Source organism: Alkalimonas cellulosilytica, from assembly GCF_036325985.1.
Taxonomy (GTDB): Bacteria; Pseudomonadota; Gammaproteobacteria; order Enterobacterales; family Alteromonadaceae; genus Alkalimonas; species Alkalimonas cellulosilytica.
Window position 1 is genome coordinate 28546 of the sequence record NZ_JAUHLI010000010.1, and the last position, 20521, is coordinate 49066.

The 20521-nt window shown below is 53.4% G+C and carries 14 protein-coding genes and 1 tRNA gene; 9 read left to right on the plus strand and 6 right to left on the minus strand.

What is annotated here, in order from left to right; genetic code table 11:
* Nucleotides 1–65: 65 nt before the first annotated feature.
* Entirely contained in the window at nt 66–2330 is a 2265-nt protein-coding gene (locus tag QWY20_RS11085) for a TonB-dependent receptor (RefSeq protein WP_330129082.1), read from the minus strand.
* A gap of 254 nt (nt 2331–2584) precedes the next feature.
* Here QWY20_RS11085 and QWY20_RS11090 point away from each other — a divergent pair, with 254 nt between their 5' ends.
* Complete coding sequence (locus QWY20_RS11090) at nt 2585–3610, plus strand: LacI family DNA-binding transcriptional regulator (RefSeq protein ID WP_330129083.1); 1026 nt, start codon at nt 2585–2587, stop codon at nt 3608–3610.
* Nucleotides 3611–3632: 22 nt separating this feature from the next.
* Here QWY20_RS11090 and pgmB read toward each other — a convergent pair whose 3' ends face one another.
* Together pgmB and QWY20_RS11100 are read right to left on the minus strand one after the other, a co-directional pair.
* Entirely contained in the window at nt 3633–4295 is a 663-nt protein-coding gene (pgmB, locus tag QWY20_RS11095) for a beta-phosphoglucomutase (protein ID WP_330129084.1), read from the minus strand.
* On the minus strand, nt 4292–6628 hold the full coding sequence (locus QWY20_RS11100; RefSeq protein WP_330129085.1) for a glycoside hydrolase family 65 protein: 2337 nt from the start codon (nt 6626–6628) through the stop codon (nt 4292–4294). Before QWY20_RS11100 ends, pgmB begins: the two co-directional genes overlap by 4 nt.
* Before the next feature lie 158 nt (nt 6629–6786).
* On the opposite strand from QWY20_RS11100, the gene QWY20_RS11105 reads away from it, so the two are divergent.
* From QWY20_RS11105 to QWY20_RS11125, 5 genes are all read left to right on the plus strand, one after another.
* Nucleotides 6787–8025 carry an MFS transporter gene (locus tag QWY20_RS11105; protein ID WP_330129086.1) on the plus strand — a complete coding sequence of 413 codons (1239 nt, stop codon included), beginning with the start codon at nt 6787–6789 and terminating at the stop codon, nt 8023–8025.
* A gap of 77 nt (nt 8026–8102) precedes the next feature.
* On the plus strand, nt 8103–9467 hold the full coding sequence (locus QWY20_RS11110; protein ID WP_330129087.1) for an MFS transporter: 1365 nt from the start codon (nt 8103–8105) through the stop codon (nt 9465–9467).
* Between the two features lie 147 nt (nt 9468–9614).
* On the plus strand, nt 9615–10439 hold the full coding sequence (locus QWY20_RS11115) for a THxN family PEP-CTERM protein (protein ID WP_330129088.1): 825 nt from the start codon (nt 9615–9617) through the stop codon (nt 10437–10439).
* A 162-nt stretch (nt 10440–10601) separates the two neighbouring features.
* Nucleotides 10602–11183, plus strand: a complete 582-nt coding sequence (ssb, locus tag QWY20_RS11120) for a single-stranded DNA-binding protein (RefSeq protein ID WP_330129089.1) — start codon at nt 10602–10604, stop codon at nt 11181–11183.
* Nucleotides 11164–14172 (plus strand): diguanylate cyclase, encoded by a 3009-nt coding sequence (locus tag QWY20_RS11125; RefSeq protein WP_330129090.1) that lies wholly within the window; start codon nt 11164–11166, stop codon nt 14170–14172. Before ssb ends, QWY20_RS11125 begins: the two co-directional genes overlap by 20 nt.
* A 7-nt stretch (nt 14173–14179) precedes the next feature.
* Here the strand turns inward: QWY20_RS11125 and QWY20_RS11130 are convergent, their stop codons facing one another.
* From QWY20_RS11130 to QWY20_RS11140, 3 genes are all read right to left on the minus strand, one after another.
* A complete protein-coding gene (locus tag QWY20_RS11130) occupies nt 14180–16519 on the minus strand; it encodes a sensor domain-containing protein (RefSeq protein WP_330129091.1) in 2340 nt (779 codons plus the stop codon).
* A gap of 133 nt (nt 16520–16652) precedes the next feature.
* Nucleotides 16653–17390 carry a DUF481 domain-containing protein gene (locus tag QWY20_RS11135; protein WP_330129092.1) on the minus strand — a complete coding sequence of 246 codons (738 nt, stop codon included), beginning with the start codon at nt 17388–17390 and terminating at the stop codon, nt 16653–16655.
* Complete coding sequence (locus QWY20_RS11140) at nt 17390–18217, minus strand: mechanosensitive ion channel domain-containing protein (RefSeq protein WP_330129093.1); 828 nt, start codon at nt 18215–18217, stop codon at nt 17390–17392. Before QWY20_RS11140 ends, QWY20_RS11135 begins: the two co-directional genes overlap by 1 nt.
* Nucleotides 18218–18377: 160 nt before the next feature.
* On the opposite strand from QWY20_RS11140, the gene QWY20_RS11145 reads away from it, so the two are divergent.
* The 3 genes from QWY20_RS11145 to QWY20_RS11155 all read left to right on the plus strand — a co-directional run bounded on the left by QWY20_RS11145 (nt 18378) and on the right by QWY20_RS11155 (nt 20493).
* A tRNA-His gene (locus QWY20_RS11145) sits at nt 18378–18453 on the plus strand.
* A 67-nt stretch (nt 18454–18520) separates the two neighbouring features.
* A complete protein-coding gene (locus QWY20_RS11150) occupies nt 18521–19057 on the plus strand; it encodes a DUF1285 domain-containing protein (RefSeq protein WP_330129094.1) in 537 nt (178 codons plus the stop codon).
* 152 nt (nt 19058–19209) lie between these two features.
* Entirely contained in the window at nt 19210–20493 is a 1284-nt protein-coding gene (locus QWY20_RS11155; RefSeq protein ID WP_330129095.1) for a metal-dependent hydrolase family protein, read from the plus strand.
* Nucleotides 20494–20521: the final 28 nt, after the last annotated feature.

The following is a 20521-nucleotide window of genomic DNA, read 5'->3' on the forward strand; positions in this document are numbered from 1 at the left end:
TTGGTTTGCCCGGCCAGGCCAATAAAAAAGCGCCCCGAAGGGCGCCAGGTACGGGGAGAAGCACCTTAGAAGCGGTAACTGATACTGAACTCAGCGCTGCGCGGCATGATGTAACGGCCGTTCGGCGCCGTTGGGTTGCGCGGGTCGCCTTCGGTCAGACCAGCTTTGTCGGTCAGGTTGGCGATGGACAATTGCGCCGTCAACTGGTCGCTGATTTCCAGTTGCATGCCCAGATCAATTTTGCTGTAGCCTTTTAAAGTCACGGTATTGCCATTATCGGCGTATCTGTCGGACACCGCCGCCAGAGTGCCGTAGACAGTAGCAAACATGTCGCCGATGTCAAAGCCATAGCTTGGTGTCAGACGAGCCTGCCAACGTGGTTGACGCATGGCGCGGTTGCCCAGCACCAGCTCGTCCGGGTGATTGGTGATCTCGGTGTTTTGCAGGGTTGAGTTCAGGTTCAGCGCCAGACCGTTACGGGCCATGTAGTTGAAATCAATTTCGATGCCGTAGGCTTCGGTGGTCAGCACTTCGGCCGGTGCCCCGGGCCGGGCCACAAAGAGCTCACCTTTGGCTTCATTCATAAAGCCGGTCAGGTACAGGCTGTACTGTTGCTCGGCCCACTTGTAGCCCAGCTCGTACTGGGTAATTTCGTTGATTAGCTTGTCACCGCTAGTAAAAGCGTCGAAATTATCACGAAAATCATCAAAGTAAGGCATCTTCTGGCCACGATTCACCCGGGCGAACACCCCCATATTGCGTTGCCACATCCAGTTCACACCGGCGGTCCAGGCCACCTTGCTTTCATCATAATCCACCGCTTTGCTGATATTGCCATCCAGCCCTTCATCCACCAGATAGGTGATTTGATGATTTTCATGACGAATGCCGGCATCGACCCGCCACTGGTCAGTCAACTGATACTCGGCAGCGGCATAAAAAGCCCGGGTCTGGCCATCGCCGGTGGCGTCGATGTCGTAATTCCAGCTGCAGCTTTCAAGGCTGTCGTTGCAGTCTATACCCTGCAGCAACTCACCACCTTTGGCCAGCACGTGCCAGGCCTGGTTGCCAATCGACCACCAGTCCTTCACCGAATAGCGACTGTCGAAGTAGCCCAGAGTGTAAACCCCGTTGTCGGTGGTATGGCTCAGCGCCAGATCATTGGTAAAGGCATCGATGTCTTTCAGTACCACCCAACGGCCCAATTGCTGCACCCGGGTATCCTCGCCATACACTGTACCTGTCGCTGCGCCAATCACCGGGCCATTGATACCGGCCACATCAGCAAGCCGCGCCGGGCCCCCTTCCGGTACCAGCCCAAGGGTATTGGCCTGGCCGCTGATATGGCTGAAACGGTACAGCAGCCGCCAGTCATGGCTTAAATCCAGATCAACGCTCCCCCCGGTAATGCCACCTTTCCAGCCACGGCCATCGCCAAAGTCAAAGCTTTGCGTATCCCCATCCGGGCCATAACCAATGCGTGCCAGCCGGTTGTTCGGGCCAATCTGGGTAAAGGAGTTATCAATGCCATCGACATTCAGCGGCACCGGCAGATGCCAGACGCCATGATCGTCGGTCTGACGGGTGTACAGATTGATGGTGCCATTATCCAGCTCTTTGGTCAGATTCAGGGTAAATTGATGGCCCCGCTCTGAGGTAAAACCGGTTTTGCGTGGCCCTTCGGAGCGCTGAATGTAGCCACCGGCCATGAAATACAGCCGGTCGGCCAGCTGACCACTCAGCACGCCATCCAGCCGCTGAGTGCCGTAGCTGGAGGTGGTGTACTTGACCAGACCTTCGGTGACATCGCTGCCTTCTTTCAGTAAGAAGTTGGTGGTCAGGCCCGGCTGGCCATGGCTGATCACCGGATTGGAGCCGCCACGCAGCGCTTCCATAAAGTGAATGGTTTCATCAAGGCGGAAAATCGACGAGTTCTCTAAAAACGACAGGGTGGACGGTGGGTAAATCACAGCGCCATTCAATTGAATGCTGAGAAAAGGCGCATCGCCGGTGCTGGGAAAGCCGCGTACAAACACATTGGCACCCGCCACACCGCCGGAGCTTTCCGCCCAGACACCGGGCACAGCCGTCAGCAGCTCGGCGGTACTTTTGGGTGCCAGCCGGCTGATGTTTTCATCCGATACGTTGGTGATGGCGTAGCTGGCATCGACCCGTAAGCCGGACATACCACTGGCGGTACCGGTCACTACAATTTGTTCTATCTGGCTGGGCGCTTCGGTGTTGTCGCTGTCATTGGCCAGGGCCAATGCGGATGGCATGGCGACGAGCAACGCCAGTGCCGACAAACGGGTGTTGAGTTGGGGTTTCATGCGGTTCTCCTATCCTGTTGACTGGGTCTTGTGCCCATTACCTGGCGAAATAGTAGTCATTCTGGCCGGGCATTTTTACCTTAGGCGATACTGCAATCGATTGCAATAGCTAAAAAGCACTTTTTGCAATCGATTGTAATTATTTTTATGCTACCCTCAACTCTGCGCACCATTCTGCCGGACTGGCAGCCGCTGGTCGCTTATGGCAAAGTAGTGTTTTACTCCCAGAACAACGCAATGGACCCGCAGCCCGGATGAACGACAAGAAAATGATGACACTGGCCGACATCGCCAAACTGGCTGGTGTTTCCGAGTCCACCGCCTCACGCGCGCTGCGCAACAACCCGGTAATCAACCAGACGACCCGGGAAAAGGTCCAGCAGATAGCCGCCGAGTACCAGTTCAAAGTCAATGCCACGGCCCGCAACCTGCGTACCCAAAAAAGCTACACCATTGCGGTCATCATTGCTTTTGACGCCAAAACCCAGCAGTCGGTATCGGATCCCTTTTTGCTGGAGTTGCTGGGGGTGATTGCCGATGAGCTGAGCCAGCATGGCTATGACATGCTGCTTTCCACCAGCAAACGTGATGACAAAGACTGGGGCAGTTATTTTCTGGACTCAAAACGGGCCGATGGCCTGATCATCATCGGTCAGGGCGAGCACGATCCCCGGGTGGAAGCACTGGCCCAGACCCAGGTTCCTTTTGTGGTCTGGGGTGGGCGCAGCGGGGATGAGCCTTATCCGATTATTGGCAGCGACAACCGTCAGGGTGGGCGCCTTGCCGCCGAACACTTGCTGGCACAGGGCTGCCGGCAGCTGGTGTTTCTGGGCGATATCCGTCACAACGAAATCGAGCAACGGCATCTGGGCATGCTGGATGCCTGCCAGGCCGCCGGCATTGCCAGCGACGCCGTGCAGCAGCTGAGCTGTGATTTCACCGCGCAGGACGGCTATCTGAAAACTCAGCAGCATCTATTCGCCCGCCTGCCAGAGCTGGACGGCATTTTTGCCGCCAGCGATGCCATTGCCATGGGGGCGATGAAGGCCCTGCTGGAGCACGATATTGCCATTCCACAGCAGGTTGCCTTAATTGGTTTTGACGACATTGCCATGTCGGCCTATTGCACACCATCACTCAGTACGGTGAAACAAAACACCCAGAGCGGCGGCAAAGCCCTGGTGAACCAGTTGCTGACGCGGATGCAAGGGCAGCAACCTTTGTCAGAGCAACTGGCGGTCAAGCTGTTGTGCCGTCAGTCCAGTTTACGGCGGCTGTAACAGCCGCCAACCGGGGCTTGATTCAAGCCAGCGCCTGCAACTGGGCTATCGATAGCGCCGCTATCTGCGGCACCACCAGGCTGGCCTGAGCCAGCAGCGCGGGTTCACCAATACCAACCGGCCGCATACCAGCGGCGCAAATGGCCTCTATCCCTGCCACCGCATCTTCCACCCCAATGCAGTGCGCCGGCACCACGCCAAGGCCGGCGGCGGCCAGTAAAAACACTTCCGGATCGGGCTTGCTGTTTTTTACCTGATTGGCATCGGCGACGTAATCAAAATCGGCGGCAATCCCCAGCCGATCCAGCACAAAAGCGGCATTCTTACTGGCTGAAGCCAGGCCTATCTTCCAGCCTTTGGCTTTGATGGCGGCAAAGAGTGGCTTTACCCCCCGATACAGATCAGCTGGACTCATATGCTGGATCAACTCCAGGTAATGGGCATTTTTTTGCGCCATCAGCCGCTCTTCTTCCGCCGCACTTAGCACCAAACCGCCCTTGTTGGCAATCCAGCGCAACGAATTCAGCCGATCGACGCCTTTTAGCTGCTCGTTATCCTGCTCAGTAAAGGACACGGCCAGTTCATCGGCCAGCGCTTTCCAGGCACGGTAGTGGTACCAGGCGGTGTCGGTCAGCACGCCATCGAGATCAAAAATAATCGCCCGGATGGTCATTGGCTGGTTCATAGCACCTCCCCAGCCAATAACGGCCGTTGCTGTGGTTGCTGCGGTATCAGCTGCAAGGCCTCACCGTCGTGGTAAATCGTCAGCGGCTCACCTTGCTGCAGCTGGTACTGCGCTTTGCCTTGCTGCACACTGAATTCAAGGATCCGGCCGCGATAATTGAGCCGGAAACTCAAGCCGGGTAGTTGCGCCGGCAAGCGGGGCGCAAAATGCAGCCCATCAGGCCGGCTGCGTAGACCGGCAAAACCAAACACCAGCGCTTGCCAGGTGCCGGCCATGCAGGCGATATGGACTCCGTGCTCGGTGTTGCCGTGCTGGTTGTCGAGATCCATCCGCGCCGAATCACCAAAGAAGGTCAGGGCTTGTTCCAGCTGGCCAAGCTCAGCGCAGGCAATGCTGTGAATGCAGGCCGACAAACTGGAGTCATGGGTGGTCAAAGGCTCGTAATACGCCAGATTGCGGGCCTTTTGTGCCGGGCTAATGGCATCATCCAGCAGCACCATCGCCAGCACCACATCGGCTTGCTTGAGCACCTGATGGCGATAAATCACCAACGGGTGGTAATGCAGCAGCAGCGGGTACTTGTCTTTCGGAGTGGCAGCAAAGTCCCAGCGTTGTTTCTGCAGAAAGCTGTCATCCTGCGGATGCACTCCAAGCCGCTCATCCAGTGGCAAATACATCTGCTCGGCGGCCTGCTGCCACAGTGCCAGCTCGGCGGCGCTAAGCTGCCAGTCCTTCAGTCGCTCCGGTGCTTCTGCTTCGAGCTTAGCCACCATCTCGATGGCAAAGCGCAAATGCAGCTGTGCCATGGCATTGGTGTAAAAGTTGTTGTTGACGATGGCGGTGTATTCATCCGGCCCGGTTACAGCGTGGATCTCGAAAGCCCCATCGCGGCGCGGATTGAAAAAACCAAGCTCAAGCCAGAGCCGGGCCGTTTCTACCAGCATCTCAATGCCCTGCTCGCGCATAAAGTCCCAGTCTGCCGTCGCCAGATAGTAGCAACGAATGGCATAGGCAATGGCCGCATTGATGTGGTACTGCGCCGTACCGGCCGGAAAGTAAGCCGAGCACTCTTCACCGCCGATGGTACGCCACGGGTACAGTGCCCCTTTGCTATGGGCCATCTCACGGGCCCTAAGCCTTGCGGCATCCAGCTGCCGGTAACGAAACCCAAGCAGCTGCCGCGCTACCACCGGCTGGGTAAAGCTCAGACAGGGGATGACATAAATTTCAGTATCCCAGAAATAGTGGCCATCGTAGCCCGGACCGGTCAGGCCTTTGGCGCCAATGTTGCTATGGCCATCCTTACCGGCCGACTGCCACAAGCTGAACAAATTAAAGCGAATGCCCTGCTGCATCGCCGCATCCCCCTCGATCTGCACATCGGCCTGTTGCCAGAACTGCTGACAGGCCTGAGCCTGCGCTGCCGCCAAATCGGCAAAGCTGTGCTTACTCAGCGTGGCCAGTTGCTGGTGGCACCAGGCAGTAAGATCGCTGCTATGCTGGCTGGTCTGATGGCGATACAGTACCCATTTGGTCAGGCTGGCCGCTTCGCCCTGCTGCAAAGACCAGCTCGCCTGCTCACAGAGTACGCCCGGCTGTTGCTGCAGTTGACGGATCCCGCCCGCGACAGCCGGCCATTCATGCTGCATCATGGCGCAGACGGCAAAGTCACTGCCGTGAACCCGGTGCAGCATCCAGCCCTGCTGGCCGGCAAAGCCTTGTTGCTGCAAATTCAGCGTATCGGCAATTGAAAACACCCCAACCCTGGGGTCGTCTTTTTTGCTAAAGGGGGCATAACAGGCATCCAGCTCGGAGAACACCTGCACCTCCCCGGTGAAATTCAGTGCTGTCAGCTGATAGGTGATGCACATCAGCTCAGGGTGTTGCATCGACACCAGGCGCTGGCTGCTGATCAGCAGCCGTTTACCGTTTTTGCTCTGCCATTGCCATTGCCGCTGCAACAGACCCTGGCGCATATCCAGGCTACGCTGATGTTCGAGCGCACCGCCAAGCTCAATGCGTTCGCCATCCAGCTCGCAGTAGATGCGCTTGCCATTGGCAACCTGCAGCATGGTGTGGTTGTTGCGGGCAAAGCCACAGGCCGACTCACCGTACTGGATTGGCTCGGAGCTGTAGACGCCATTTAAGTAAGTGCCCTCGCAGCTTGACTGGCCAGCCAGGCCCTCTTCCAGCGTACCGCGGGTACCGATGTAACCATTGGCCAGGCTCAGCAGAGTTTCACACAGCAGCGGCTGTGCCGGTATCAGTGCCTGCTCGGTCAGACGCCAGGGATCGACCTGCAACGGGCCGGGGAAAGGGGTACGTGATGCCATAATGCTTACCTTTTGTGCAATGCTGTCGCCACTATACAATGAATTAAATTGCAATTGCAATCGATTGCAAAGGCAAATGTTTTGGGTGTATAGTGACAAAACAGGGTAAAAAAGCAGCAGGCAGCAGCACTGCCGCAGCATAAAAAGAGACGACCACCATGAACCATCTACGCATTAAACTGGCATTACTGCTGACCTATTTTGTCTTTGCCATCTTGCTGAACAGCGTTGGCACTGTGATTTTGCAGGTGATCCACAGCTTTCAGGTCAGTAAGGAAAGCGCCAGTTTGCTGGAGGGGTTTAAAGACATTCCGATTGCGGTGGTGTCATTCTTACTGGCATCCTGGCTGCCGCGGCTGGGCTACCAGCGCGCCATGATGATTGGTGTGGTCATGGTAATGCTGGCTTGTATCGCCATGCCGCTGTTGCCGGCATTCTGGACCACCAAGCTGCTGTTTTTTACCGTCGGCTCCGCTTTTGCTCTGGTTAAGGTCTCGGTCTACGCCAGCATTGGCCTGATTACCGACAGCCGCGAGCAGCATGCCTCCTTGCTGAATTTTATCGAAGGTTTCTTTATGCTGGGGGTATTATCCGGTTACTGGGTGTTCGCGGCCTTTATGGATCCGGCCGAGCCGGAGTCGCTCAGCTGGCTGCAGGTGTACTGGCTTTTAGCCGCGCTCTGTTTGCTGAATTTGCTGTTGCTGGCCAGCACCCCCATCCCGAAAGTACCCCTCGAGCCAGCACGCAGCGCCCGCCAGGACTTCGTCGGTATGCTGCAGCTGCTGGCGCTGCCACTGGTGCTGGTGTTTATTGTTTCGGCCTTCTTATACGTGGTGCTGGAGCAGGGCATCGGCACCTGGCTGCCGACCTTTAATAACCAGGTGTTGCAACTGCCGAATCAGCTGAGTGTGCAGCTTACCAGCATTTTTGCTGCCAGCCTGGCGCTGGGCCGGTTGTTGGCGGGTGTCGTACTGCGTCATCTGTCCTGGTATGCCCTGGTCAATCTTTGCCTGGTTGGGATGGCGGCCCTGATGCTGCTGATCCTGCCGATGACCCGGAATGTGGTGGTGCCTGAAACAGTGCATTTGTGGAATGCGCCGCTGGCTGCTTATTTATTTCCGCTGATTGGTCTTTTTATGGCGCCGGTCTACCCCATTATCAGCTCGGTGATGTTAAGCGCACTGCCCAAAGCCCGCCATGCCGCCATGACCGGTCTGATTGTGGTGTTCTCCGCCCTTGGCGGCACCACCGGCTCAATGATCACCGGCCTGACCTTCGCCCGCTTTGATGGCCAGACCGCCTTTTACCTGTCGTTAGTCCCTCTTAGCCTGCTACTGCTGAGTCTGGCGCTGCTGTATCGCTGGCACCGCCAGGGTTCAGTACCAGCAACGGCCTAGCAAAGATCAGGACCGATGCACCTTGTGAGTTGGCTGTGGTATACTCCGCCGCTGCTGTCACTACCACTCAAAGGCTTATGCAACCGACATCGCATCAGTTAACTTCTGCCGAGAAAAAAGCGGCCACAGCGCTGGCGCTGGTTTTTTCCAGCCGGATGCTTGGCCTGTTTATGCTGCTGCCTGTTTTTGCCATTTATGGCAGCGAGCTGGTCGGTTTCTCGCCACTGTGGATTGGTTTGGCCATTGGTGCTTATGGCTTTACCCAGGCGCTGTTGCAAATTCCGATGGGCTGGTTGTCCGATAAAATCGGTCGCCACCAGGTGATGTTGCTTGGCCTGGGTTTGTTTGCGCTCGGCTCAGTGGTGGCAGCGCTGGCCGACTCGGTCTACATGGTGACTTTGGGTCGGGTACTGCAAGGGGCAGGTGCCATTGCCGGTGCCGTGCTGGCCCTGGCCGCAGATCTCACCCGTGAAGAGCAGCGTCCCAAAGTGATGGCCATTATCGGCATGAGCATCGGTTTGTCCTTTGCTGTCGCCATGGTGCTGGGACCGATGATCGCCGCCCGTGCCGGTTTAAGTGGGGTATTCTGGTTTACCGCCGCCATGGCCATTCTGGCGATGGGACTGGTGCTGCGCACTCCTAAAGCCATTACTCAGGCGCCACAGCGCGAAACGTTGGCAGTACCTGCTTTGCTTGGCAAGCTGCTGCGCTCCCCCCAGCTGATGCGATTGAATCTGGGTGTGATGCTGCTGCACTTTTTACTGACCGCGCTTTTTATTGCTTTGCCGCAGCAGCTGCTGGCACTGGATTTCGGCAGTGAGGCGCATTGGCAATTGTACCTGCCAGTGCTGTTTGGCTCCTTTGTGCTGATGGTGCCAATGATTATCCTCAGTGTCCGTAAACAACAAGAGATTGGCTTTTTCCGGCTAGCCTTATTGCTGCTGATCGCAGCCGCCTTGCTTTTTTGGCTGGGCCCTTCGCAGCTGCCCGCATTAGCGCTTGCGCTGCTGCTGTTTTTTACCGGCTTTAATTATCTGGAAGCCAGTTTACCGGCACTGCTATCCCGCCAGGCACCGGCCGGACAAAAAGGCACCGCCATGGGGCTTTATTCCAGTGCGCAGTTTTTTGGTGCCTTTTTAGGTGGCTTGGCCGGCGGCCTGGTTGCCAGCTGGTTTGGCTTGACCGCAGTTTATGTACTGAGCGCTTTGCTGGTACTGGGCTGGTTGCTGCTGTCGATTGGCATGACGGTGCCGGCCAAAGCCGAACGTCTCAGTCTGGACCTGCAATCCAAAAGCAGCGGTGAAGTCAACGCATTGCTGCAACAAGTCAGCACCCTACCAGGTGTGCTGGAAGCGACTCTGGTGCCCCAAGAACAGCGTTGCTACCTGAAAGTAGAAGCTGGCCGCTTTGATTACCAGCAATTGCAGAAACTGCACCCTTAGCGATGTCGGCTTTGTTTACATGTCGACTGTTCACTTAAGACACCTACTTTATAACTAACTGAATTAGCATAGTTAAAAAAACTGGCATTTTCTATGCAGTATTCATCGTTGCCGGGCTTAAGCCCAGAAACAAAAAGGAAGACAACGATGAGACTACAACGTAAGACAACCATAGGACTGTTGGCAGGCGCTGCCTGTTTGTTGTCAGCCCAGGCGTTTGCAGCGCCTATTACCTCATTCGACTTTACCGTGGGTGGTGGCTTTGTCGATGGCACGGCTACCTGTGATAATGGCGGAGCCTGCAACCTTTCATACAGCAATATCGACCCACTATCAGGTGATTACCTCAACATCAACTGGGGTACGCCAGCAAATACCAACGCCAGTGGCTTGCAGATTACCCATGACCCGGATGGTCTTGGCGCCATTCAGGTGGGAGCAGGTCCACAACGGGTAGGTGCTTTTAGTCATTCAAACTTTGTGTTGCAGGCTGCAGGCAGCTGGATGAACTTTGTGCAGCTATCTGGTATTTTCAATTTGTTTGATCCAGATAGTAATTTAATTGCCCCTACACCTATTGTGCAGTTAAACAATCTGGCGTTTCATGAAACGCTGAACGCCAACCCATGCCAGGATCCTTTCCCCGGTGGTAACGTGACGGTGTGCGATGATGTGTTTACCACAGAAGTACTGGCCGCGGCCTTCAACTTTACCATTGATGGATATATTTATACCTTTACCTTTGGTTTTGAGGCTGGTGATGGCATTACCGGTTTTATCTTCGATACCTGGGATTTTGGTGATGGCGATGTGCCGGTTGTGCGGATCTGGACTCAGGAAAATGGCACCAGTACCATTTATACCACAGCAACAATCGATGTACGGCCAGTTCCTGAACCAGGCACTTTAGCTATGTTCGGTTTATCGTTACTTGGCATGGGCGCTTATGCGCGTCGCAAAAAGCAACGCTAATTTATAATAGCTACATCTGAAAGAGGCTGGCAATGACAGCCTCTTTTTTATTGGACTTTTCCAGCTTGAATGGCCTGACACCATGGTATACTCTGGATATAAACGCGATAAGGTCTGACAAAAAAGCAATTCAGGCCGCCGACCTGCGAGGAGAGTAAGTTCATGGCACGTGGTGTAAATAAAGTGATTTTGGTAGGAAATCTGGGCAATGACCCGGAAGTACGTTATATGCCGCAGGGCGGTGCTGTTGCTAATCTGAGTGTAGCAACCTCTGAGAGCTGGAAAGATAAAAATACCGGTGAAATGAAAGAGCAAACTGAGTGGCACCGGGTGGTAATTTATCAGCGTTTAGCCGAAATTGCTGGCGAGTACCTGCGTAAAGGCTCCAAAGTCTATCTGGAAGGTAAGCTAAAGACCCGCAAATGGACGGATAAAGACAACATTGAGCGCTACACCACCGAAATTGTTGCCAGCGAAATGCAAATGCTCGATGGTCGCAATGAAGGGCAAGGTATGGGCGGTGGCTATCAGGGCCAACAGCAGGCACCAGCTCAATCGCGCGCTCCGCAACAAACGGCTGCTCCACAACAAAGCAACTTCCAGCAGCAAGCCCCTGCAGGTGGCTATCAGCAGAACCCGCAAAACAATTATCAACAAAGTCAACCGGCCCAGCGTCCACAGAACCAGCAACAACGCCCGCCAATGGAGCCGCCAATCGACTTTGATGATGATATCCCGTTCTGATGGTTTTATTGCTTCGGGCTCACACCGCCTGTTAAGGGCCCTTAGTTGCAAACTGGGCGTCATTCTTGGCGCCCTCTGCTGTTTTTTCAGTATTCCCGCTCTCGCTCAGTCGCAAAACGACTCACTGCAACATTTTTTCCTGGAACAATGGACCACTCGCGACGGTCTGCCACACAACACCATCAACAGCATTGTACAGACCGATGATGGCTACTTATGGTTTGCTACCTGGGAAGGCATCGCCCGCTATAATGGCCGAAGCTTTACGCTGTTTGATCGCAGTGCCAATACCGGCTTGCCTGACTCTGGGATTTTTGCGTTGCATGCCAGCAGCGACAATACCCTGATTGCCGGTGGTTCCCGCGGTGGGCTGGTGCGTTATCAGCATAATCAATGGACTCCTCTGCCGGTAGCAGGAGCCCTGGTAAGGGCTGTCCTGCAAGACCAGCAGCAGCGCTTGTGGATCGCCACCGAAAGCGCAGGCCTCTGGCGGCAAGAGCCTGATGGGCGGCGCTATCGCATTAGTGGTAGCAGCGGCCTGGCCTACGAAGCCATGTACAGCCTGGCAGAAAGTCAGGATGGCAAAGTATGGGTTGGCACCGCTGAAGGGCTATTTCTGGTGCACAATAATCATGTCCGGCACTTTCAGACAGTAGACGGCTTACCGGCAGGGCCTGTGTTTAGTATTGCTATCAATCTCACCGAGCAAACCATCGTTGCCACGGAGCAAGGTGTCTTTATCGGTGATGAACAGCACGGTTTCCGTCCATTGCATCCTGAACTGAACATGGCCTCATCGGCCTTATACGTTGACGATAGCACACTTTGGGTTGGCACTCTGAGCGATGGCTTATTTCGATACACATCAACAGGCCTGGAAGCCCTTGGTACCGACAGCAACAAGCCAGCCAATCGCATTCTGACACTTCGCAAAGATAATGAAGGCAGTTTATGGGTGGGAACCAATGGTGGTTTATTCCGGCTTCGAAACGCCCCCTTCACTTCAATTACCACCCAACATGGCCTGGCTGATAATTTTGTCCGTACAGTACTGCCACTGAGCGATGGCTCCGTGCTGGCGGGGACCAGCCGTGGTGTTGCTCATATTCGCAACCAACTGGCTGAGCCTTTTGACCGCCCGGAGCCCTTTTTACGCGAGTCTATCCTTAGCATGGCGCAAGATCAGTATGGCCAGCTTTGGCTTGGCAGCTATGCCCATGGCCTGTTAACCATTAAACCAGATGGCTCCAGCCGTTTGTTTGACCGAAATGACGGACTTTGGACTAACGAGGTGCGCTCCATTTTACCCGCAGCAGACGGGAGTATCTGGATTGGTACTTCGCGTGGATTAAACCGCTGGCACCAGGGCCAGATGGAGCGGTTGGACATGGAAGCAGGTTTGCCTGGCAATTACATTATGGCGCTCTACCAAACGAGCGATGAGCGTATCTGGATTGGTACCGGTACTGGCGTGGCTTACTGGCAGGATGGGGAAATTCGTACGTTGGATCTATTCAGTCAGGATGGTGCGGAGTTCGCTTTTGGTTTTCTTGAGTTGCCTCAGCAGCAATTCCTGTGGATGGCAACAGATCGTGGGCTGGTCCGCTATGATCTGAATACAGGAGGCCTTGCTATCATTGGCCGGTCTGCCGGACTGCCATTTGATAAGTATTTTCAAGTCATCGCAGATCAGCAAAACAACCTGTGGCTCACCAGTAACCGCGGTATTTTGCAGTTCTCATTGCAAGATGCCAAGGCCGTCCTTAACCATCAAAAATCCCGCCTGCCATTCGACCACTTCTCCGAGGGGGATGGCATGCTCAGTGCTCAGGCCAATGGCGGCTCAAATCCAGCTGCAGCCCTGCACCCGGATGGTTCGGTTTGGGTAGCAACCGCCGGGGGAGTAGTTTTTTCTCAGCCGGAACGGCTCCGTAGCTTTTCAGCCTTTATCCCACCGGTCGTGATTGAGCAAGTGCGGGTAGACGGGGTATTACGGCAGCCAACTGGCCCGTTACAACTTGCGGCAGGCACCCAGCGTATTGAACTGCACTATGCTGGTCTTGGCTTCGTGATGCCGCAACATATTCAGTACCGCACCCGCTTAGTTGGTTTCGATAGTGATTGGGTTGAGCGTGGACAACAACCTTACGCTGAATTAACCAATCTGGCTCCTGGTCACTATACCTTTGAAGTGATTGCCGCTTATCCCGGTGGCTCCTGGAGTGAGCAAACCGCTTCGCTGACATTCACGATTGCTCCGCACCTATGGCAGCGCCAGGGGTTCTGGTTGTTTATACTGGTATGGTTATCACTGGCAGTGCTACTTCTGTTTAAAATGCGCCTGCGCCGATTGGAGCTGGCGGCTTTTGAACTAAAGCGGCAGGTGGCAGAAAAAACGGCCCAACTGCAATTAAAGGCCGATCACCTGGAACAAACGAACGCAGAAAAATCTGACTTACTGGAGCAACTCCGGCTGCAATCAGAGGCTTTCGCAAAACAAGCCAGGCAAGATCCGCTGACTGGCCTGGCCAATCGCCGGGTCTTCGATGAAGTGCTGTTACAGGAGTTTAACCGGGCAAAACGACACCAACACCCGCTATGCCTGGCTCTGATTGACATCGACTTCTTTAAACAGGTCAATGATCGTTGGTCACACTCGGTAGGTGACGAAGTCTTGATTCGGGTTGGCCAGAGTTTACAACAACAGTGCCGGACCACAGACACCGTATCACGTTGGGGTGGAGAGGAGTTTGCCTTACTTCTACCTGAAACAGGTTTACCGGAGGTTCTGCAATTGTGTGAACGTTTGCGCCACCAAATCAGTCAGCTCGACTTTTCTGATATTGCCAGTGAGCTGAGCATTACGGTCAGTATCGGTGTCGCAGAATGCAGTGACAGCAACGAGGCCGACCGTTTACTGGGCCTTGCAGATCACGCTTTGTACCAGGCCAAAGAAAAAGGCCGTAATCAGGTGTGTGTCAGTCCCTAGTTAGCCTTTAATCATTTACCCCGTTTGTTTGCTGTCGATTAAGCAACACTAAGCTGGCAAACTCGTCTGCTGGTAAAGGCTTAGCAAACCAGTATCCCTGGAAAACATCGCAGCCAATGTGGTTGAGAAAGTCATGCTGCCGCTGATGCTCCACCCCCTCCGCAATAACCTCAAAACCGAGGGTATGTGCCAAACGAACAATAGCTTTACAAATTTCAGCATCTTGTTGGTGCTGAGGTAAGTTATCAATAAAGCTTTTATCCACTTTCAAAACGTCCAGTGGTAAGGCTTTCAGGTAGGCCAATGACGAATAGCCGGTACCAAAGTCATCAATAGCCAGTCGGATACCTAGTTGTTTTAATTGCTGGAGCAGGCTGACAGCATCAGCATGCTGGGTCAGCAGTGCACTTTCCGTCATTTCCAGCTCCAGTAAGGATGCATTAAAACCTGTACTGAGCAAAGTATCCGCAATATGCTGCGTAAGCCCCTCGCGCTGGAACTGGTGAGCAGACACATTCACAGTAATACGTAAATCACCCAGACCAAGCTGTTGCCACAACACCCCTTGCCGGCAGCTTTGCTGAATCACCCAAAGGCCAATCTCATGAATCAGCCCGGTACTTTCTGCAATGGGGATAAAGCGATCCGGCCCAATCAGTCCTTCATCCGGATCTTGCCAACGAATCAGCGCCTCTGCGCCAACTACTTGCCCGGTGGCAAGCTGCACCTGCGGCTGATAAAACAGAACCAATTGCTGCTCCAGAATGGCTGTTCTTAACCGGGACTCCAGCATCAATCGCTCTCTGGCACTTTGCGTCAGCCCATCCGTGTAGTAGGCACTGATGTTACGCCCTTCGCTTTTCGCTTTATACAGTGCTGCGTCTGCCCCTTGCAGCAAAGCTTCGGCACTGAGTTCATGCAATGGAAACAAACTAATGCCCGCACTGGCGCTTAACTTCACTTCCATACCATTGCTGAGTGTCCAGACCCGGTGAATGCATTGCAGCATTTTATCTGCAATGCGGGCAGCATCTTCAGGCTCCTCAATCCCTTCTGCCTGCACGGCAAACTCATCACCACCCAATCGTGACAGCAGATCGGTCGGCCTTAGCACTGCCGACAGCTTTGCGCTGACTTGTTGCAGCAACTCATCACCAACGCTGTGCCCATAACTGTCGTTAATATTTTTAAAGTGATCGACATCCAGTATGATCACGGCGATCAGTTGCCGGTGGCGTTCTGCCCGTTCAATCGCCTGCCGCAGCTGACATAAAAAGCTGGTGCGGTTGGGCAAATCGGTCAAGGCGTCAAACTGCCCTAAATAGGCAACCTGCTGCTCATGCTTTTTTTGCTCTGTCAGATCAATATCTATGCAATACATCTGCGGTGGCTTGTCTGGCAATTGCACCAGCGCGTGCGAGGAGAACACCGTCACCAGGCTGCCATCTTTTCGTTGCAGCACCAGCTCGGCAGAGGGAATTGGCCGGCCGGTTGTCACCATCTGCTGAATTGCGGTTTTGACATCATCAGCCATGCTGGCAGGAATAATCAGCTCCAGCAGGTTTTTACCGATCGCTTCCGCGGAAGAGAACCCGTAAATGCGTTCGCTGGCTTTATTCCAATAAATAGTGGTACCGTCCGCCTCATACCCCTGAATCGAGATAGCAGCCTCACTATCCAATAATGCCTGAAACTTCAGGTTTGTGGCTCGCAGCTCACTTTCAATGAGCTTTAGGCCATCGATGTCTTCAATAATAGAGATATAAAAAGGCTCACCAAAAGCCGGGTTTTCCACCTTGCGCACCCCAAGGCGGCACCAAAGGTAATGGCCTTCTTTATGCCGATAGCGCTTTTCCATGCTGTACTCACGCCGGACTCCCGTTTTTAATTGCTCCAACTGGGTCAGGTCACGGTTCAAATCCTCCGGGTGAGTGATCTGTTGAAAGGTCATCCGTTGCAGCTCCAACTGGCTGTAACCCAGGATCTGCTGCATACGCTCGTTGGTTCTGAGCCACTGACCACTCAAGCTGACATGCGCAATACCAACATTTGCCAGCGCAAAGGTTTGCTCATAAAGTTGGCGTACCCTGGCAGATTGCTGCGCGGCGGACTGACGCTGGGATAGCAACAGCCATGCCAGCACCGCTGTAAAACCAACATAGAGCCAGCCTTTGTAAGTTTGGTACTGACTGTACAACTCAGGATCGGATACGATGACCCCCAGCAGATAATCACTGCCACCAATCCAAAGCACCCCAAAAGTAAGATAGAGTAAAGCGCCAAACCAGGGCCTATGACTATACGCTGTGTTGTCGGTCAACTTACTGCCATTGGGGAGCCATTGCATGCTTCACGCGTCCTTTTTCCATGCAGCCAGACAGCTGGCTTTTGATACAAATCAGCCAGTTAAGCATAGACCATATTTGGCAAAGAGGTAGATAAGGCGGGAAGTTAGCCAGCCCATGCGGGCTGGCAATGATTTAGAAGGAGTAAACTAACGTCAGTGAGGTTTGGGTGTCAGTACGCTTTTTATCTACCGGCACATCGGTATCATTTTGCACGGTAAAAGCAGCTTTCATCTGCATGCGGCCATTGATTCGTGCAGTCAGTGACGTTTCTGCAATGGTCCGGGTGTTGTCATCACCGTATTCAACCGTCAGATCCTGGCGAAACTTGGCATTTTCACTGATTTGCCAGCGATAAATAGCACCGGCGCGCGCCAATAAGCCATTCTCCGTTTCGCCCACAGCTGTTTTGCCACGGAAATAACCCGGACCGATTTCCACATTCAAGCTGTGATCAGGGAGATCGAGCAAGCGGGTACCATAACCGACAGCAAGTGTAGAGTACTTGCGATAAGCACCGAATTTATCGTCAGTATGTCGGGCCAGCACGAACAAGGTGTCGTGCTCAGTTTCCAGCTTAAAAGCACTCTTTACCGAAGCGCTGAAACGTTCTGCTGTTCGCTCACGCTCAGAGCTGCCATCTTCCAGCCGTCTCTTGTCTTCTTTGAAAAAAGCACTCAACAGGTATTCATTATCAAAACGCTCCAGCCGCTGTAGCGAATTCAGGCGGCCAGTGATAGAGGTACCTTCGGTATTACCAGTTGTGGTAATGGCGCCCAGCTCGGCGGACGACGTCCAACCCAGCTCGTCTGCTTGACTGTTAAAACCTGCAACCGCCACTAGCATGGCAGCTGCAGTCATCGAATACTTCATTAATTCTCCTGCTTGTTGGAATGAAGGTGTACATCCATTTGCGGAAAGGGAATACCAATACCCTGCTCATCAAACGTCAGTTTGACTTTTTCCAGCGTCCCCCAGTAAACCCCCCAGTAATCAGCCGCATTCACCCAGGGCCGAACCAGAATATTCACTGAGGAGTCTGCCAGCTCACCGATGGCAATCACCGGAGCAGGCTCTGGCAAAATCCGCTCATCAGCGGCCAGAATATCTGCCAGGATTTGCTTGGCTTTGCGTAAATCCGAATCGTAACTGATGCCAATCACCAAATCGACCCGGCGGGTTGGCTCGGCCGAGAAATTGGTAATGGCCCCCCCGGTAATTTGCGCATTAGGGATCATGACTTTTTTATTATCAGGGGTTTTTAAGATGGTCTGGAAGATTTCTATCTTATCTACCGTACCCATCACGCCACCGGCATCGATAAAATGCCCGGCTTTGAAAGGACGGAAGATGATGATCAATACACCAGAGGCAAAGTTGGCCAGAGAGCCCTGCAACGCTAAACCTACCGCCAGACCTGCTGCACCCAAAATGGCGATAAAGGAGGTGGTTTGCACACCGATATGCGACAAAGCCATCAGCAAGACGGCAATCATAATCAAGGTGTAAACGATGCTTCCCAGAAAGCTGACTACAGCCTTATCAATAGCCCGGGCAACCAATGCACGCTCCAGCACACCTGTAATGCCTTTGGCAATCCAACGACCAATGACAAAGATCACCAGAGCAATCACAATACTGATCAGATGGTGATAGACCACCTCCTGATTTTCTGTGACAAAATTTGTTACTTCATCCATAAATGTCTCCAGTATATTTTTAATGAACTACCGCAGAATAATAGCACAAGCTTTCCAAGCTTAAGTCGCAATGTACCTGATCCAAGGATATTTTTCCTGCACAGGAAAAAAAATTTGGTACCGGGCGTTATTTTCGCTAAAATACCGCCCACACAAAGTGGTGACTGTAGCTCAGTTGGTAGAGCCCCGGATTGTGATTCCGGTTGTCGTGGGTTCGAGCCCCATCAGTCACCCCATTTCCTTTTTTATTTCCCACTCAATTTACGCTAAGCTTGCCTTTGACAGTGCAAGGCGGTTTCTTTGATGCTTAGTTTGCAAGCTTTACAACAACAACTGGAACAGCAATCAGCTCCACTGGAAAGCTGGGATCCGCCCTTTTGTGGAGATATGCCGCTGCGAATTGCTCAGGATGGCCAATGGTTGTATCAGGGTAGTCCTATCGGTCGCTTGCCTTTGGTGAAATTATTCGCCTCCGTCCTGGTCAAAGAAAAGCAGCAGTACTTCCTGAAAACGCCGTTAGAAAAAGTGCGGATCCAGGTCGATGATGTGCCTTTTCTGATCCACGATTGGCATTGGCAACCAACCTCCTCAGGCAATGCTTTAGTCGCCGTAACCAACCTCGGCGATCAGCTGGTAATCAGCCAGCAGCACCCGGTACGATTGCAAACCTATCAGGAACAACTACTCCCTTATATTGGAGTATGGCGAGGCCTGGATGCCAGGCTTAGCCGCAATGTTTATTACCAATGGATTGAGCAGGCTCTGCAATCGCCGCAGCAGGATGCCAACCAGTTGTGGCTGCATAGTGTCAATTATCGATTTTTACTCGGTAAACTTTAAAAGCTTGCCTGAGAATACCGCGATATCTACGTGATACTGTAACAAAAAACCGAACTTAAACAATGAAATACCGCTGTTGGTCGCATCCATCTTGCTGTGCGTAAAATTACTGCCAGATTAAGAGCTGTCTACATCAGTTTTCTGGAGTCATCATGCTTCGCCCAACGCTATTAGCGGCCAGTGTATACCTGGCCTGCAGCACAGTTCAGGCTGCAACCTTTATTCATGCCGGTAACTTGATTACAGCAGAAGATAACCGGATCCTCAGTAACCACACCATTGTCATTGAAGATGGCATCATTCAACGTATCGAAGCAGGGTTTAGCCAGCCAGCAGCAACCGATACCTTGATAGATCTACGCAACCATACGGTGATGCCTGGCTTGATGGATATGCATACCCATTTTTCTACCCAGATCAGCGCCTCATCCTATGCCGAGGGTTTTCGGATGAATGAGGCCGATTATGCCCTGCGTGGTGCGACCTTTGCTAACAAAACGCTGTTATCAGGTTTTACCACCGTGCGGGAGCTTGGAGACAGTCACCATGTCAGCGTGGCCCTGAAAAACGCCATTGCCAACGGTTATGTGCAGGGGCCCCGTATTTTTGCAGCGGGTAAATCGCTGGCCACCACCGGTGGCCATGCCGATCCAACCAATGGCATTACCTTTCGTCGCATGGGTGATCCAGGCCCGGTTGAGGGTGTAATCAATAGTGCCGAAGAAGCGCGCAAAGCCGTGCGCCAACGCTATAAAGAAGGCTCAGACTTGATCAAAATTACTGCTACAGGCGGTGTATTAAGCGTGGCCGCCAGCGGCATGAATGCCCAATTTACCGAGGAAGAAATTCAGTCGGTGGTCGCCACAGCACGTGATTATGGTTTTAAAGTGGCTGCACATGCTCATGGCAAAGAAGGCATGGAGCGGGCGATACGAGCCGGAGTGGACTCGATTGAGCACGGCACCTACATGGACGATGCCACCATGGCCCTGATGAAACAGCATGGAACTTATTATGTACCAACCATCAGTGCCGGTAAATTTGTTGCTGAAATGGCGGTGATGCCAGGTTTCTTCCCTGAGTTAGTTCGTCCTAAAGCACAAGAGATAGGCCCACTCATTCAGGATACCTTTGCCAGAGCCTGGCAGGCTGGAGTAAAAATCGCCTTTGGCACCGATGCCGGTGTTGGCCCACATGGCGATAACTGGAAAGAATTTGTCTACATGACCGAAGCTGGCATGCCTGCCATTGAAGCCATCCGCTCTGCCACTTACCATGGTGCTCAACTGCTGGGTGTCAGCGATCAGCTTGGTACGGTGACTGCCGGCAAAAAAGCCGACTTGGTTGCTGTACCCGGAAATCCACTGGAAAACATCGCCTTGATGGGACAAGTCAGCTTTGTGATGAAAGAGGGCATAATCTACAGGCACGACTAAAGCAAGCGCCACATCCTACTCACTAAGC

Coding starts and splice junctions, on each gene's coding strand:
- QWY20_RS11110 (WP_330129087.1), top strand. CDS start 8,103: ATGCAACCGACATCGCATCAGTTAACTTCTGCCGAGAAAAAAGCGGCC.
- QWY20_RS11100 (WP_330129085.1), bottom strand. CDS start 6,628: ATGGCATCACGTACCCCTTTCCCCGGCCCGTTGCAGGTCGATCCCTGG.
- QWY20_RS11090 (WP_330129083.1), top strand. CDS start 2,585: ATGAACGACAAGAAAATGATGACACTGGCCGACATCGCCAAACTGGCT.
- QWY20_RS11155 (WP_330129095.1), top strand. CDS start 19,210: ATGCTTCGCCCAACGCTATTAGCGGCCAGTGTATACCTGGCCTGCAGC.
- QWY20_RS11130 (WP_330129091.1), bottom strand. CDS start 16,519: ATGCAATGGCTCCCCAATGGCAGTAAGTTGACCGACAACACAGCGTAT.
- QWY20_RS11135 (WP_330129092.1), bottom strand. CDS start 17,390: ATGAAGTATTCGATGACTGCAGCTGCCATGCTAGTGGCGGTTGCAGGT.
- ssb (WP_330129089.1), top strand. CDS start 10,602: ATGGCACGTGGTGTAAATAAAGTGATTTTGGTAGGAAATCTGGGCAAT.
- QWY20_RS11085 (WP_330129082.1), bottom strand. CDS start 2,330: ATGAAACCCCAACTCAACACCCGTTTGTCGGCACTGGCGTTGCTCGTC.
- QWY20_RS11150 (WP_330129094.1), top strand. CDS start 18,521: ATGCTTAGTTTGCAAGCTTTACAACAACAACTGGAACAGCAATCAGCT.
- QWY20_RS11125 (WP_330129090.1), top strand. CDS start 11,164: ATGATGATATCCCGTTCTGATGGTTTTATTGCTTCGGGCTCACACCGC.
- pgmB (WP_330129084.1), bottom strand. CDS start 4,295: ATGAACCAGCCAATGACCATCCGGGCGATTATTTTTGATCTCGATGGC.
- QWY20_RS11105 (WP_330129086.1), top strand. CDS start 6,787: ATGAACCATCTACGCATTAAACTGGCATTACTGCTGACCTATTTTGTC.
- QWY20_RS11140 (WP_330129093.1), bottom strand. CDS start 18,217: ATGGATGAAGTAACAAATTTTGTCACAGAAAATCAGGAGGTGGTCTAT.
- QWY20_RS11115 (WP_330129088.1), top strand. CDS start 9,615: ATGAGACTACAACGTAAGACAACCATAGGACTGTTGGCAGGCGCTGCC.